Origin of the sequence: Sphingobacterium sp. NGMCC 1.201703 (assembly GCF_047784615.1) — a bacterium.
In the GTDB taxonomy this organism is placed as follows: domain Bacteria; phylum Bacteroidota; class Bacteroidia; order Sphingobacteriales; family Sphingobacteriaceae; genus Sphingobacterium.
Genome location: NZ_JBLOHD010000007.1, coordinates 68046 through 83024 on the forward strand (window position 1 = coordinate 68046; position 14979 = coordinate 83024).

Annotated in this window: 15 protein-coding genes; 6 read left to right on the forward strand and 9 right to left on the reverse strand. The window is 38.3% G+C overall.

The window, feature by feature from the left end; all coding sequences use genetic code 11:
- The first annotated feature begins 68 nt into the window (after positions 1-68).
- Positions 69-1985, forward strand: a complete 1917-nt coding sequence (locus ACK8HY_RS15725) for a peptide-N-glycosidase F-related protein (protein WP_077437664.1) — start codon at positions 69-71, stop codon at positions 1983-1985.
- 52 nt (positions 1986-2037) lie between these two features.
- On the opposite strand, the gene ACK8HY_RS15730 is transcribed toward ACK8HY_RS15725, so the two are convergent.
- The 3 genes from ACK8HY_RS15730 to ACK8HY_RS15740 form a co-directional block, all read right to left on the reverse strand.
- Positions 2038-3717 carry a hypothetical protein gene (locus ACK8HY_RS15730; RefSeq protein ID WP_077437663.1) on the reverse strand — a complete coding sequence of 560 codons (1680 nt, stop codon included), beginning with the start codon at positions 3715-3717 and terminating at the stop codon, positions 2038-2040.
- Position 3718: 1 nt separating this feature from the next.
- A complete protein-coding gene (locus ACK8HY_RS15735; RefSeq protein WP_077437662.1) occupies positions 3719-4495 on the reverse strand; it encodes an ABC transporter ATP-binding protein in 777 nt (258 codons plus the stop codon).
- A 145-nt stretch (positions 4496-4640) separates the two neighbouring features.
- Positions 4641-5030, reverse strand: coding sequence for a hypothetical protein (locus ACK8HY_RS15740; RefSeq protein ID WP_077437661.1), 390 nt, complete (start codon positions 5028-5030; stop codon positions 4641-4643).
- A gap of 204 nt (positions 5031-5234) precedes the next feature.
- Here ACK8HY_RS15740 and ACK8HY_RS15745 point away from each other — a divergent pair, with 204 nt between their 5' ends.
- Positions 5235-5495, forward strand: a complete 261-nt coding sequence (locus tag ACK8HY_RS15745; RefSeq protein ID WP_077437660.1) for a hypothetical protein — start codon at positions 5235-5237, stop codon at positions 5493-5495.
- Here ACK8HY_RS15745 and ACK8HY_RS15750 read toward each other — a convergent pair.
- The 6 genes from ACK8HY_RS15750 to rplM form a co-directional block, all read right to left on the reverse strand.
- The gene (locus ACK8HY_RS15750; protein WP_077437659.1) at positions 5492-6316 is read right to left on the reverse strand and encodes a helix-turn-helix domain-containing protein; all 825 of its coding nucleotides are present in this window, start codon (positions 6314-6316) and stop codon (positions 5492-5494) included. The genes ACK8HY_RS15745 and ACK8HY_RS15750 overlap by 4 nt on opposite strands.
- 240 nt (positions 6317-6556) lie before the next feature.
- Positions 6557-7420, reverse strand: a complete 864-nt coding sequence (locus ACK8HY_RS15755) for an SDR family oxidoreductase (protein WP_077437764.1) — start codon at positions 7418-7420, stop codon at positions 6557-6559.
- A gap of 310 nt (positions 7421-7730) precedes the next feature.
- The gene (gene tsf, locus ACK8HY_RS15760; RefSeq protein ID WP_077437658.1) at positions 7731-8567 is read right to left on the reverse strand and encodes a translation elongation factor Ts; all 837 of its coding nucleotides are present in this window, start codon (positions 8565-8567) and stop codon (positions 7731-7733) included.
- A 197-nt stretch (positions 8568-8764) separates the two neighbouring features.
- The gene (gene rpsB / locus ACK8HY_RS15765; protein ID WP_077437657.1) at positions 8765-9562 is read right to left on the reverse strand and encodes a 30S ribosomal protein S2; all 798 of its coding nucleotides are present in this window, start codon (positions 9560-9562) and stop codon (positions 8765-8767) included.
- Positions 9563-9580: 18 nt separating this feature from the next.
- The gene (gene rpsI / locus ACK8HY_RS15770) at positions 9581-9967 is read right to left on the reverse strand and encodes a 30S ribosomal protein S9 (RefSeq protein ID WP_077437656.1); all 387 of its coding nucleotides are present in this window, start codon (positions 9965-9967) and stop codon (positions 9581-9583) included.
- 11 nt (positions 9968-9978) lie between these two features.
- Positions 9979-10422, reverse strand: coding sequence for a 50S ribosomal protein L13 (rplM, locus tag ACK8HY_RS15775; RefSeq protein WP_077437655.1), 444 nt, complete (start codon positions 10420-10422; stop codon positions 9979-9981).
- A gap of 235 nt (positions 10423-10657) precedes the next feature.
- On the opposite strand from rplM, the gene ACK8HY_RS15780 reads away from it, so the two are divergent.
- The 4 genes from ACK8HY_RS15780 to tatA all read left to right on the forward strand — a co-directional run bounded on the left by ACK8HY_RS15780 (position 10658) and on the right by tatA (position 14885).
- Positions 10658-12379, forward strand: coding sequence for a hypothetical protein (locus ACK8HY_RS15780; protein WP_077437654.1), 1722 nt, complete (start codon positions 10658-10660; stop codon positions 12377-12379).
- Positions 12369-13172 (forward strand): DUF4292 domain-containing protein, encoded by an 804-nt coding sequence (locus ACK8HY_RS15785; protein ID WP_077437653.1) that lies wholly within the window; start codon positions 12369-12371, stop codon positions 13170-13172. Before ACK8HY_RS15780 ends, ACK8HY_RS15785 begins: the two co-directional genes overlap by 11 nt.
- 108 nt (positions 13173-13280) lie before the next feature.
- Complete coding sequence (locus ACK8HY_RS15790; RefSeq protein WP_077437652.1) at positions 13281-14594, forward strand: murein hydrolase activator EnvC family protein; 1314 nt, start codon at positions 13281-13283, stop codon at positions 14592-14594.
- Positions 14595-14687: 93 nt separating this feature from the next.
- Positions 14688-14885 (forward strand): twin-arginine translocase TatA/TatE family subunit, encoded by a 198-nt coding sequence (gene tatA, locus ACK8HY_RS15795; protein ID WP_217700098.1) that lies wholly within the window; start codon positions 14688-14690, stop codon positions 14883-14885.
- The last annotated feature ends 94 nt before the right edge of the window (positions 14886-14979 follow it).

Consider the following 14979-nt stretch of genomic DNA (forward strand, 5'->3'; position numbering starts at 1 on the left):
AGGAAAGTCAAATTACAGACTTTCCTTTTTTTTTGACTTGATTTTTGACTAGCTTTTAAATTAACTTAATGAATTTAAGACCTTTACTTATTCTATTGTGGCTTATTGTAAGCCATTATGCTGTTGCACAAAAGCCTATAATAAGCCATGTTGTTACGCACAACCGTACGACTATTATTTGTGATGCTGTTAAAGGTGAAAATGCCTATCCAGCATGGGGAGTATTCCCCAAAGCCGAATATCCTGTGCGAAAAATAACCATGTATGTCACTTTGGGAAGTCCTGATAGCTTGAACACAGCACATTGGGATTATTTGGATCATATCGTATTGAGACGCAAAGGCGGGGCAAAAGGCGGGGCCCTAAACTATGAATTAGGTAGAATGCTTACACCTTATGGGAGTATTTACAATAAGGGCTGGCAATGGAAATGGCAAGTAGATGTCACTGATTTTGCTCCCTTTTTGCGAGATAGTGTAGAGATTGTATACGTCCATTCGGGCTTTGAGGATAAAACAGTCGGCTGGGCGCTTAGCATAGACTTTGAAATACTATCTGGACCTCCGGTTGTCACAGCACTTGGCATAACTCCTTTATGGAATAAGGCCTTTAAGTATGGTGATCCCAACGAAAAGATAGAAGAAAATTTATTGCCGGTAGATTACGAATCGCCAGGACATGCGGCTTTAAGCCGGATACGTATTCAGCATACTGGACACGGTATGGACAAACCTCGTGGCTGCAGTGAGTTTTGTACACGGTGGCGTGAACTCAGGCTTGACGGAAAGGTTGTTGACCTGCGGGATATGTGGAAAAAGTGTGGTGACAACCCATTATATCCGCAAGGTGGAACCTGGATCTTTGACCGAGCATATTGGTGTCCTGGGGACCTACAACAACCTGATGTAATCGATGTTTTTACAAAACCCGGACGTCATACAACCGCATTGCAAATGGAACCTTATACTGCAACAGCTAATATACAAGCGGTAGAAAATATCTCAGCTTATTTATTTCATTATTCCAAACCCAATCAAAAAATAGATGTTGCTGTTGAATCTATTATGGTACCAAATGATGAACAGCGTTTTTCGAGACTAAATCCAGCCAGTTCTGGCCCACGGATATCTTTTAGAAACCTCGGTGCAGATCCCTTACATTCGCTTAAAATTGTGTATGGAACCAAGGGCTTTCCTTCCAGAACATTCCATTGGAAGGGAAATCTTTCCTTTAATCAAGCCGCAGAAGTATTACTGCCAGGAGAAATTCAGGAAAAAGATAGTGAGAATATCTTCCATGTAGAACTTGTCCAACCGAACGGTAAGAAAGACGCATGGTCCGGAGACAATGAAATGAAAGCTGTTTTTACGGCACCAGAAAAGTTTCCTGCTGAATTTGTTGTGAAATTTCTTACAAATAAAGCACCTCAGGACAACAGTATTTTTTTAATAAATGCTAAGCAGGATACAATTTTTCAAAAAAAAGCAGCCCAGCTGACTGCGCTTACACTTTACACGGATACTATACGCCTTGCTGCAGGGAACTACTCCTTTCGCCTAATCGATACGGCTGGGAATGGACTGCAGTTTTGGGCACAGCCCCAAAACGGTGATGGTTATCTTCGCATTTTTGATCTGAAAGGAAATCTTATTCATGCATTTGAAAGTGATTGCGGTGTAGGGGAAATGTTTAGCTTTAAAGCTGTTTCAGATTTCGACATGGATACGAAAAATGCTCGATATGCATTTTCACTGTACCCCAGATCAGTGGTTGACCAAACCCAATTAAATGTAGTATCCAATAAACTGAGTGATATGACCATACGGATAACAGTAGATGGCGTAGAGTGGCAAAAGCACGAATATAAAGCCATAAAGAATGCGGTATTCAACTACGACCTTACCCATCTTCCTAAGGGAAGAATAATTGTAGAAGCTTTTATGGACGGTATTAGTCGGTTTAAAGGGCGGATCAATAAAAAGTAATCGTGAAATAGACAGGTTCCTTGTATTGGAGCCTGTCTATTCATTGTAATTTTTAATTGTCATCAAAGGCCAGACTTTTCCAATCTTCTTTTTGTAGGTATTTAAGCATAATAAAAAATAAAATCCAGCCGAGTGCCGCCAGCCCCCATATCAACAGTTCATATTGAAAGATAACTTTATGAAGATAGCCCAAAAGTCCAAGTAAACCTAAGATCAATAAGTTGATCAATGCCTTGGAATTGGATTGGCTTGCTTTGGAAAAAGGATAGTTTTTTACCAAAAAGAGCATGATCAGGATGCTTTCGATTCCACCTATGGCTGAGGAAAGTAATAGATCATTTAGAGCGCTGATACCAAATAGAGGGATACAAATGCAAAGAAATAGGATATTAAAGGGCAGTACGTATTTAATAAGACAAGCTTTAAGTACGCCGGTCATAAATTGTCCGGGACGATCTATTGGCGTGACATAATAGATCCAGGCTGCTTTATACTTGTTGCTCTGTGTGATCAACTGGAATACCGTTAATATGGTTAACAGTGACAGATAGAACATAATGACATATAACCCAGATTCTCCTAATTTTTTCAGCTTCTCTGATAATGACAAACCTTCGCCAGTGCGTAAAAATAGAAATATAAAATAGATGGGCAAATAGGCTAATGAGGGATAGAGCTGCTGTTTAAATTCTCTTGTTTTTGAACTTATAAGCCATACAATACTAAATCCAGCTTCTTCAAGTGGAGATGAGCATAGGCTTGTGGCTAATTTTTTATAAAAAGGGCGCTTTGAGGCATTGTATGAAATATTCTCTGCCGTTTCAGGTAATGGTGTATCGGCACTAGCAAGACTGGCTATTTTTGCATTAAATCCGCTGGAAAATAAATGTGTACAGGCATAGATACCAAACAATGGTACAACTATACCCAGAACGGAAAATAGGATGATCTGTGAACTATGGTCACCCAAAAGCAGAGATTGAAAAGAAGCAATCCAAGTACTGGGAAATAACCAAAGAAATTTGAGCTGTTCAATGGTCAAGTGGGACTCAACAATTGTTTGAATTAGATTCGGACCAAGGTAATAGGCTAAAAAAATGATCATTGAAAGCCCAATCTGTATATAGGTGATAATATCCTTAAATTTTTGGATGGGTAGATATTTGATGGCGATAAGATAGAAACCATTGACGAACACTAATGCGACCAGTGTGCTTAGGAGCAGTTGTAAAACTAATAGGAAAATAGCGGAGACATTCCAGTTGAAGAGGACGTAGATCAAAAGCGGCAAGCATAGTGCAATGACCTGGTTGAAAAGTTTAATGGCAATAAATGTTATTCGCGATAATGTTATCGTCCGATCATTGACTGGCTTGGGTATAATAATATATTGATCCCTCGTATCCAACAGTATGGGCGAAAAGTCCGAAACTAATGTAATGCTTAGCATGCTGGTAAAACACAGTAGCATGATAGCCAGGGCTAAGTAACGATCTGGAATCAAAATAGGAATAACCATGAACATCAAACCGATGATCATATACATGATAAACTGTATAATGGAGGAAGACGAAGAGGACTTCCCTGTATTACGTTTCTTAAATGTGATTGGTTTTCTATTATCTAAGGTAACTTTAGTTTCTAATATAATCTTAAACTGTGCAAAGTTTACGCCCAAGTTTTCCCAGACTCCTCTAAATAGAAGAATAAATCGTAAGATATATCTTTCCATATTATTGAATAGCAGTTATGATGTCAGATGCGTCCAGTGCATCATTGTCCCTATTGGTTAATTTTGCGAAAATATGTTCAAGTGATTCGTTGGGATTTGACTTCAATTGGTCAATCGTTCCATCCGCAATAATACTTCCTTGGCTGATAAGGAGGATTCTATCGGATACTTTTTCAACAACATCCATCATGTGTGAACAATAAAAAATCGTCTTACCTTCTTTGGCGAGTAACGATATGAGTTCTTTCACGAAGATCACGGCATTTGCATCTAATCCGGACAGAGGCTCATCCAGGATGATGATCTGCGGATTATGAATGATACCGGATATGAGGAGTACCTTCTGACGCATGCCTTTAGAAAAGGTGTCCATCCTATTATTGGCATTTGCAGCCAGACCGAATGCCTTTAGTAATTTGAGAGAACGTTCTTGGATAATATGGTCCTCCATGCCATATAATTTCCCGATAAAATCAAGATATTCCGTAGGTGTCAGTACCTCGTAAAGCTCTGCATTCTCAGGAACATATCCGAGTTGGGATTTTATGGAAAGTGAGTCCTTTTGAATATCAATACCATTGATCTCAACTTTGCCAGTGAAGTCTTCAATCAGTCCAGTCAATATCTTGACTGTAGTAGATTTTCCTGCCCCATTGGGACCAATATAACCAATGACCTGTCCTGGATTTATATCTAGATTAATTCCTTTTAAAATTTCTTTTGTTCCGTATGATTTTTTTAGGTCAATGATACGAATGAGCGGTAACGGACTTTCCATGTATTTAAATCTTCGAATATAAACTTACATAAAAATAAAGAGTTATGGGATTATTTTGCTGTTGAATACCATATTTCTTTAAAAAAGGTAGTTTATAAAAAAGGAGTCCTAAGACTCCTCTGAAAACTACTTTATAATCGGAAAACTACCTGTCATTTTTTGGATACCCTTCTTCATCAAGATCATCTCGAAGATCTTCTTCGTTCTGGGCCAGTTTTTTATCTAATGGTGATAAGCGATTTTGTTTGAAGGTTTCTATCCGCATATGTGCATCTTCCAATTCATCTTCTTCTAAATCTTCACGATCCGCATATTCGTCGCCAACAAAAGGATTTGAGTTATCATATGTGGAGTCGTCATCGACGGCCCCTTCGGATAGTGTACCATAATCTGCCGGATGATCGTAATCGGGATCGTTGTCATCCACATCCAACTCATAACTCTCCATCTCATCGTTATAAGCTAGATTTTGCTCTGAGTCAGGATAGTCTGATTCGATTTTTCCCTTTATTTTTTTATGTTCTGTGCTAGCCATAATCCTAGGATTTATCTACAGTATACAACAGGCAATGGCGTGAAAAGTTTTAAAAATTATTACATGATAGAGATGGAATTTGTTTTTATTGGGCATTAATATGCCCAATAAAATAGGAGGCAACAAGTCGTAAAATTCTACCAAATAAAACAAACAAATTGAAAATATTTTTGTTACTGATAATAATAGTAAATCTCGGTCCTTATGATTTTCAAGCGTTTAAATTATCAGACATTACAGAGTTTGCGTCAACAGGGGTATAATATTCTATTGACCATCGGGCGTTCAGAAGATGAGAATCCAATTTATTTTCCTATGAAATTGGAATCATTCAATTCGACAGGAGCAAATAGCAGAATTGGACAAGAATATACACATCAGGGGCAGAAGATATTGATTCTCGAAGAAGCTATCCAGCGTTCGCTAAATAACGACCTCAACGGTATCATTCAACTTGATAATTAGTTGTTTGTTTTTTTTGATTTCTTGTAGGCGCTTGGTGTTATATTTCTTTTTTTCTTATAAAAATTTGTCAGGTGGCTTTCGTCGTTAAATCCTAGTTCATCCACGATTTGTTTCATTGTATATCGACTAGATACTAACCGTTCTTCGATAAGTTGGGTACGGATTTCATCTGTATATAGCTTATAACTTCTTTGGTATTTTTTTTTGAAAAAAGCTCCAAAATAATTGGCTGAAATCTGAAAATGATCGGCTATACTTTTTATTTGTAGTTTGTCTGGAAAATAAATATTTTGCTGAATATAGGCCTCTATTTCTTGAGACATTTCTCGGGACTCCTGAATGGGAAGTTCGAGATCCTTTAGCATATTTTCGATGAGTGCGAAAAGTGACATCACCTGGTGGAAAATAAAGGTAGATGTTTCTGCTTTTTCATATTCTCCTTGTTGATAAATTAAAGCGATTACTTTCTCTATTAATTTTCGATTCTCCTTTTTGAGCGACAGGCTCTTGTTTTTGAGTGTTTCTGAGGTGAAAATATCCTGGGGATTATAAGACAGACAAAAATTTTGCTGTATGTGATGCAGGTCTTTAAAGTAATGGCTTGAAAAATATAAAATAAATACATTCGAATCTTTCTTACTTTCAAGTATTTCTGAAGCGGAGTTCAAGAAGAGCAGATTTTCTTTGAGAAATTTTGCGCCATTGTTTTTTGATATCAAAACACCTTCCGAAATATAAGCCAATGCAAAATCAAAGCCTAATTCGCTGAGATCAATTTTTTGCTTATGTTTGATTTTTTCGGAGCGGAAGGATAAATTCATTGTATACGGGTATATTTTATTGTTATAAACTATTGATGAATCAACATGCTTTAATACACTTTGTAGAAATATTGAGTAGTTAATTGCGTTAAACAGTTAGGTGCAAATGATGTCAGCAGGTTAAATGATGCAAACAATACCTGTGCATCCAACTGAGCCGAAGACCAAATATCGTTATTTTTAATCATATCTTTTGTCTTTTAGGAAATCAATGGGGGATTTAAGCCCTGAGAAATAGGGCTAAGTGCTTTTTGCATTTCGTGTCATTTTTTCGATATCATCCCATTTTTCCTCAGGAATTATATCTAGACCGTTAAATTCTCCCGCACCTTTTAACCATTCTCCGCCATCTATTGTTATAACATCGCCATTGATGTAGCTTGAATAATCAGATACAAGATAAGCGGCGAGATTTGCCAGTTCATCTAATTGGCCCAAACGCCCCAAAGGAATACGTTTTGTAGGGGAGAGGAGTTCACCTAATTCACCTGGAAGAAGACGTTCCATGGCACCTGAAGTCTGAAATGGGCCAGGGGCAATTGCATTTAAACGTATTCCTTTTTTTCCCCATTCGACTGCAAGAGATCTTGTCATGGCCAATACTCCGGCCTTCGCTGTCGCTGAAGGAACTACGTAGCCTGAACCTGTCCAAGCATAAGTCGTTACGATACTGAGTACTGTTTTGTTTTGGTCCTTATTTTCTATCCAACGTTTACCTAGCGCCAATGTGTAATTAATACTGCCCTGAAGTACAATTCCGATAACGGATTCAAAAGCGCGATGGCTCAAGCGTTCGGTAGGGGATATAAAATTGCCTGCGGCATTGTTGATCAATATGTCTATTCCGCCCAATTGCTCGTAGCCATAGGTAACTACACGATCGACATCTTCATAATTACGCACATCACCAGCTATGGCGAGGCATGTGCCATGGTGTTTTTCGGATAGTTCTTTTGCTGTCTGTTGAATCACATCATCCTTCCGGCTGCTGATCAAGCAGGAAGCACCTAACTCGAGGAAATAATCAGTCATCGCTTTACCTAGTCCGGTGCCACCACCGGTAATTAAAATGCGTTTGCCTTTTAGTGCACCCTCTTTTAACATGCCCATATCTTGTTTCGTTTTTATGTATGATTAAGTTACATAAATTTGAATGAAAATAAAAGTGATGGATGGAAGACAGAGGAGGAGAGAGGATTGTAGCAAATGATAGTGGGCTAACAAATGATAGACGGATATAGGGAAGATGAAGACAAATTATAGGGAAAGGAGGAATAATGGAGAACTTAGGGATGATAATAAACTGATAGGAGAATGGGACTGCATGGTTGACCCCTATAAATAAAACAGGGACTATTTTGTCAATAATCCCTGTTTTTATTTTTTCCGATCTATTGCTAGAAAGGAAATACGCTTATGCGCCTAATTGTACGCGTTTGAAAGCAGTTACCGTCAATCCTTTAGAAACTGAATCTAAGAATTGAGCGATACTTTTAGAAGAATCTTTCACAAATTCTTGGTTCAACAATGTTGTATCTTTGAAGAATTTGTTCAATTTACCTTGTGCGATTTTTTCAGCCATCTCAGCTGGTTTGCCTTCAGCAATGATTTGTTCTTTCGCGATAGCGATTTCACGATCGATTGTGTTTTGATCAACACCATCTTTATCAATTGCGATAGGGTTCATCGCTGCGATTTGCATAGCAACATCTTTACCAGCTTCTTCAGCACCAGCTGCGTCAGCAGAAAGTCCAACCAATACACCTAAACGGTAGTTACCGTGGATGTAAGCGATTACTTTCTCTGCGTTGATAGTTTCATATTTAGAAACGTCAATTTTCTCTCCGATTACACCAGTTTGCTCGATCAAAGCATCAGCGATTTTCTTGCCATCAAGTTCCAAACCTTTTAATTCTTCCAAAGAAGCTGGTTTATTGTTTAATGCTAGGTCTGCAATTTTTTCTGCGAAAGCCACGAAATCAGAGTTTTTCGCTACGAAGTCAGTTTCACAGTTTACTTCAACTACGATACCTGATTTACCATCAGCAGTAGCTTTAGCGATGATAACACCTTCGTTAGAGTCGCGATCTTGACGGCTAGCAGCTACTTTAGCGCCTTTTTTACGCAAGTAATCTACAGCAGCTTCAAAGTCACCATTAGACTCAACTAAAGCTTTTTTACAATCCATCATACCAGCGCCAGTTTGTTGACGCAATTTGTTTACATCTGATGCAGAAATTTGTACTGACATGTTTATTTCTTTTTATTATTGTTTACTACTGAAAATTTTGTACAATATTAACTTAAAACATGTTAAGCTAATATGAAGTTTAACATTCCTTGATAATCGGGAGCTGTTAAACCAAAAAACCGGACAGATAGGCTAGTTCAAGAAAAGTGATCTTTTCCAGAAACTAACGCTACGCTATCCGGTTTGGAATAAAAATATTATTCTCCGTCTTTCGCTTTGCGAGGACGTTTAGCTTCTGAAGCTTCGTTATTGTCAACTTTTGCTTTAGCAGCAGCAGCATCTTTTTCAGCTTCTTCTTCTTTGTCGCGTTTGCGCTCGTCCAAACCTTCTTGGATTGCTTGACCAATTATGCTAGCGATTAAGCTAATAGATTTACTAGCGTCATCATTTGCAGGGATCGGGAAATCAATGTTTGAAGGATCAGAGTTAGTATCTACCATCGCGAAAGTAGGGATGTTCAATTTCATTGCTTCAGAAACAGCGATGTGCTCTTTTTTCACATCGATGATGAATAAAGCAGCTGGCAAACGGTTCAAATCAGCGATACCTCCTAAAAGGTTTTCTAATTTGATACGCTCACGTTGAATCATCAACTTTTCTTTCTTAGACAATACATCATAAGTACCGTCTTTTTGCATTTTGTCGATGTTAGACATTTTTTTGATAGACTTACGAACTGTAGCGAAGTTTGTAAGCATACCACCTAACCAACGCTCAGTCACGAAAGGCATGTTAACCTCTTTAGCTTGTTGTGCGATGATTTCTTTAGCTTGTTTTTTCGTTGCTACGAATAAAACTTTGCGACCTGATTTTACGATTTGTTTGATAGCTGAAGCAGCTTCTTCTAATTTCGTAAGAGTTTTGTTCAAGTCAATGATGTGGATACCGTTGCGCTCCATGAAAATGTACTTAGCCATTTTCGGATCCCATTTACGTGTAAGGTGACCAAAGTGCACACCTGCATCCAATAAATCTTGATAAGTAGTTCTTGCCATTTTTTGATCCTCCTTTGATTAACGTTTACTGAATTGGAATCTTCTACGCGCTTTACGACGTCCTGGTTTCTTACGCTCAACCATACGGTCATCACGTGTTACTAAACCTTTAGCGCGTAATGCAGGTTTAACTTCTGGGTTAAGTTCAACCAAAGCTTTTGCGATCGCTAGGCGAACAGCTTCTGCTTGACCTTTAACACCACCTCCGTTAACGTTTACTTTTACATCAAAGTTTGCTAATTCACCAGCTACGCTCAAAGATTGAGTAGCAATGTATTGCAAAGGTAATGTTGGGAAATACTCTTTGTAGTCTTTACCGTTTATGATAATGTTTCCGCTACCAGCAGTTAAGTAAATGCGGGCAACAGCAGTTTTTCTTCTTCCTGAAGTGTTAGTTGTTGACATGTCGATTCTCCTTAAAATTTAACTGGTTTTGGATTTTGTGCTTCATGTTTGTGCTCAGTACCAGCATAAACGTAAAGGTTTTTAAACAATTGACGACCTAAACGGTTTTTAGGAAGCATACCACGAACAGCTTTCTCAATGATGCGCTCAGGGAATTTAGCCATTAACTCTTTAGGAGAAACGAAACGTTGACCACCTGGGTATCCAGTGTAGCGTACGTAAACTTTGTCGCCTAATTTGTTTCCTGTCAATCTAATTTTGTCTGCATTGATAACAATAACGTTATCTCCACAGTCTACGTGTGGGGTGAATGTAGGCTTGTGCTTACCACGAATTACTTTCGCGATGTTGCTCGCCAAACGCCCCAAAATCTCTCCTTCAGCGTCAACAACGATCCACTCTTTGTTAACGGTGTTCTTGTTGGCAGAGACAGTTTTGTAACTTAACGTATTCACTTGCTTTTGTTTAAATAATTTGTAAAATTTTATTTATCTTCCCCTTATCACAAGGGTCTGCAAAGGTACATCTATTATTCTGTATTTTAAAATCTATTTTACTTATTTTATTGAAAACGAGCTAAGTTTCTAATAGGATGAGCCAATCTCAATATTTTTACAACTTCCTCGAATGAATATTGTTACATTAGTTAGTATATTGCAGGAAGAATTTTTAATTACTTAGTGGAAGTAGATGAGATTGAATTTTTTAGATAAACGATTTTTTTTTGGTTTTGTTGCGTTTCTTTTCGGTACGGTAAATCTGGTGCAGGCTCAGTCATTAGAGAAAAAAAGCAGACCCTATGATGCACGGCTCAAAAATGTACAGGAAATATTAAAGCAAGGGAAAATCGGTCCCGGTGTAGATTCTTTAGATGCTATATTAGTAGATTACCCAAAAGCGGATGATATCTATTTCACAAAGGCTATCCTTTTTGCCCAGATGCGAAATCAGGATGCTGCAATAGATGCCATCAAGGCTGCCCTAGAAATTCAACAGAAGCCTGAGTATCTAAGCTTCGCAGTCGATGCCTTTAAAAGCAAAAATGATGCAGATAGTGCATTGATATATCTAGATAAACTGATCAATATCGATAAGAATAATACTGCCTCATTGAGGCGTGAACGTATCATGCTCCTTTTTAATGGAGGATATAAAGATGTAGCGCTTGAGTATTTTAATAAAACAAAAGAAATTGAAACTCCTTCCGATACTTTGGATATGGTGGGGAGTGTACTGTTGAACGATGCTGGGGACTATAAGGCTGTGATAGGCCTTCTTAAACCTTGGGCAGATAAAGGTACTAAATTGGCGCAGGTCTACGGACAATTGGCACAGGCGTATAATGGTTCTAAAAATTCAAAACTTGCATTGGAATATATCAATAAGGGGATCCAAAACACGCAGGAAGATTTTCTTTATTTTGATTTAGCGGATCTGTACCGGTTAGATAAGAAAAACAAGTTGTCATTTGATGCTTTAAAAAAAGGATTTCAATCCAAGAAAATTGATTTTGGAGATAAAAATAGGATTGTCATGACTTTGTTGGCGCCTAAGAGCCCGTATACCAATGCACAGCTTTTGGAATTAGCCAATATTTTAGTTGAGGTTCATCCGCGCATTGCAGAAAGTCACATGGCTAAGGGACAGGTGCTATGGCTGAACGAGGATAAGACAGCAGCACAAAGTTCGTTGGCGGTTGCGGTCAGTATGAATCCCTATCAGATCGACGCCTGGCGGATGTTGATGAGCCTGGATATGGATAAGGGGGAATTCGATCAGGCAATAGCTCATGGCAGCGAAGCTTTACATTATCTAGCTAATAATTCTACGATACTCTATTTCACGAGTATGGCCTACCTAATGAAAAAGGATACAGAGAATAGCCGGAAATTCATGGAGGCCGCATTAAATAATGCTCAGGATGAAACTCCTTTTTTACAGGCAAATATATATGGTGGACTAGGTGATATCTATAATACCTTAAAGATGTATAAGGAGTCAGATGCAGCATATATGGAAGCCATTCGATTGGATAGCACAAATGTGACCGCGATGAACAATTTAGCGTATTATTTATCGTTAAGAAAAGAGCGGCTAGATGAAGCGACGAAATATGCTGCAATGGCTACGAAATTGCAGCCCAACAACGGAACATTTGAAGATACCTACGCTTGGGTTTTATTTGCCGATGGTAGGTATGAAGATGCGTTGATCTGGATCCAAAAAGCGATGAAAAATACAAATCCGCCTACAGCAGTTTTATTAGAGCATTATGGCGATATTTTGGTAAAACTTGGCAAGACCAGTGAAGCGGTTAAACAATGGAATCTAGCATTGGAAAAAGGTCTGGATTCAGAGGAAAGTAAACAGAAATTAAAAAAGAAGATTGAGACGAAAAGTTATGTGGAATAAAATAGTTTGGGTGGGAGTCCTGGTGTTTTTGCTTTCTTCCTGTAGTTCCAAGAAGAAACTGTTGAAAGGGGCAGATCTCAAATCGGAGAATGAATTGGTTATCAAAGACAATACACGTGAGGCAAAGAAAGCGACACTGCGTAATCTTTTTTTGACCAATTTAAACTATTCGACGTTTTCGGGAAAGGCAAAAATGCGTCTCGACCTGGGGAAGGATAAATTTGATGTTACTTCCAATATTCGGATCGAAAAAGATAAAAAGATCTGGATTTCTATTTCAGCAACTCTTGGAATTGAAGTCGCCAGGGTTTTAATCACGCCAGATAGTGTGCAGATTTTGAATAAGTTCCAAAGTGAGTATCTGGTCAAACCATTTGACTATCTCTACCGTTTCGCTAGCCCAGACCTTACTTTTACCAACCTACAGGATTTACTTTTGGCGAATATCTCCGTTAATCTCTTGTCTGATATCGATGCAGTAAACCTTAAGCAGGATCCAAATTCTGTACAGTTGGATGGAAAGCTGAATGAACTTGATTTCTTATATAAATTGAATAACAATAATCGGCCTTACCAGTTTAGACTTTCACAATTGTCCAAAAGACAACTACTGGAAGCAAACTACGGTGAATATGCAATAGCTTCTGGGCAGGAATTTCCGATGTTGCTAAAAATGATTATTTCAGATGGACGTCAAGATATAAAAACAGAGATTAATTTTAACAAAGTGACATTTAATGAGCCTGTTGAAATGCCTTTTTCGGTGTCATCGCGATATAAAGTAATCCGATAAGAAGTTATCTATTTCCATTAGATTTATTACTTTCGCATTTAGTTTGCTAGTGTAGATGGATATAATGGAGTTAGGGAAGGAGCAAACACTAAATAAATAGTACTGTAAATGAACTTTAAAAAGACGATATTTAGTATAATAGCATTCATTTTGATGATTGGTATTTCTGCTGCTCAGACCAGAGCCGAGCTGGAAAAGCAAAGGGAAAAACTCACCCGGGAAATCGCTGAATTGCAGAAGACCGTAAAAGAAATTGCCAAGGAAAAATCGTTGACACAACAACAGGTGACAGCTTTGAGTAAGCAGATCAATTTACGTGAACAAAAAATAAATACCATTACTTCCGAGGTAGCGGTAATTAATAAACATATTAACGCAAATACGGCTGCGGTGAATAAATTGAAGGCAGAACTGGAAAAAATGAAACGCGACTATGAAAAGATGGTCATGTTTGCTTTTCGGAATCGGAATGCCTATAACAAACTGATGTTTATTTTTGCTTCCAAGGATTTTAACCAGGGTTTTAGACGTGTAAAGTATTTGCAGCAATTTAATGATTCAAGAAAGTTAAAAGCTGCGGATATCGAAAATACGAAGAAACAGATCGAACAAAAAATTGCGCAATTGCAAGCCGATCGAAATAAGCAGGTCGCGCTGATGAAAGAGCAAGAGAATGAGAAAAGAACGATTTCTCAACAACGCTCAGTTTACTCTGGGCAATTGAGTGAGCTTATCGTTACAGAACGTGGCGTTAAAAAAGATATTACGCAGAAACAAAAAGAGGAGCGTCGCATCAATGCTGCTATTAAAGAAATCATCAGAAGAGAGATTGAAGCGGAAAGAAGACGAGCAGAAGCTGCGCGTCGTGCAGCGGAGGCGGCGGCTGAACGCAATCGGAGAGCAAAAGAGTCTGCAAATGCTCCGAAAGGTAAAAACAATACAAATACTAAAAGCAGTAATACCGCAAGAAAATCGGATTCTGAAGTCTTACGTAGTACACCAGAGGCGATCAAACTTTCCAATGATTTTAGGTCTAATCGCGGTAGCTTACCTTGGCCGGTATCCAACGCGAAGATCATGCAAGGATTTGGTGGTGAAAGTGTTGGTAGAAATGTAAACTGGGATCATGAGTCAGTTAAAATTCAAACATCGAGCGGAGCTGCTGTCAAGGCCGTTTTCGCAGGGGAAGTAAGTAGTGTGTTGACGATGTACGGGCAGCGTATTGTGATGATCAAACACGGTGAATATTTTACTGTATATAATAATTTAGGTAGTGTAAGTGTCTCGAAGGGACAAAAGGTGAGCACAGGCCAGACGATCGGTACGGCAGATGTGGATTCAGATACAGGTGTGCCAATGGTCGATTTCTCTGTCTATCAGGGATCAACACCATTGAATCCGATGTCATGGTTGGCGAGATAAGAAATAATTACTATATTTAATAATTATCACTACATTTGTAGAGAGGGCGAATAGATTTAGTTTAAAAGAATTGAAAAACAAGAAATTATAGATATGTCAACATCATTTTTAATCATGGGTTTGGGAGCGAATGAGATTATCCTTATTGTAATAGCATTGTTACTGTTATTTGGGGGTAAGAAGATTCCTGAGTTGATGCGCGGATTGGGCAAGGGAGTGAAAGAGTTCAAAGAAGGGCAAAAAGAAGATTCTTCGGCTGAAAAGAAACCTGAAGTAGAAGATAACAAATAAGGGTAATTTTACCCGATATTACATAAATACGATTTTGTGAGGAGCAAAATCGTATTTTGTTTTATTTTGGACCTATAGCTGAATAGGCCAAAAC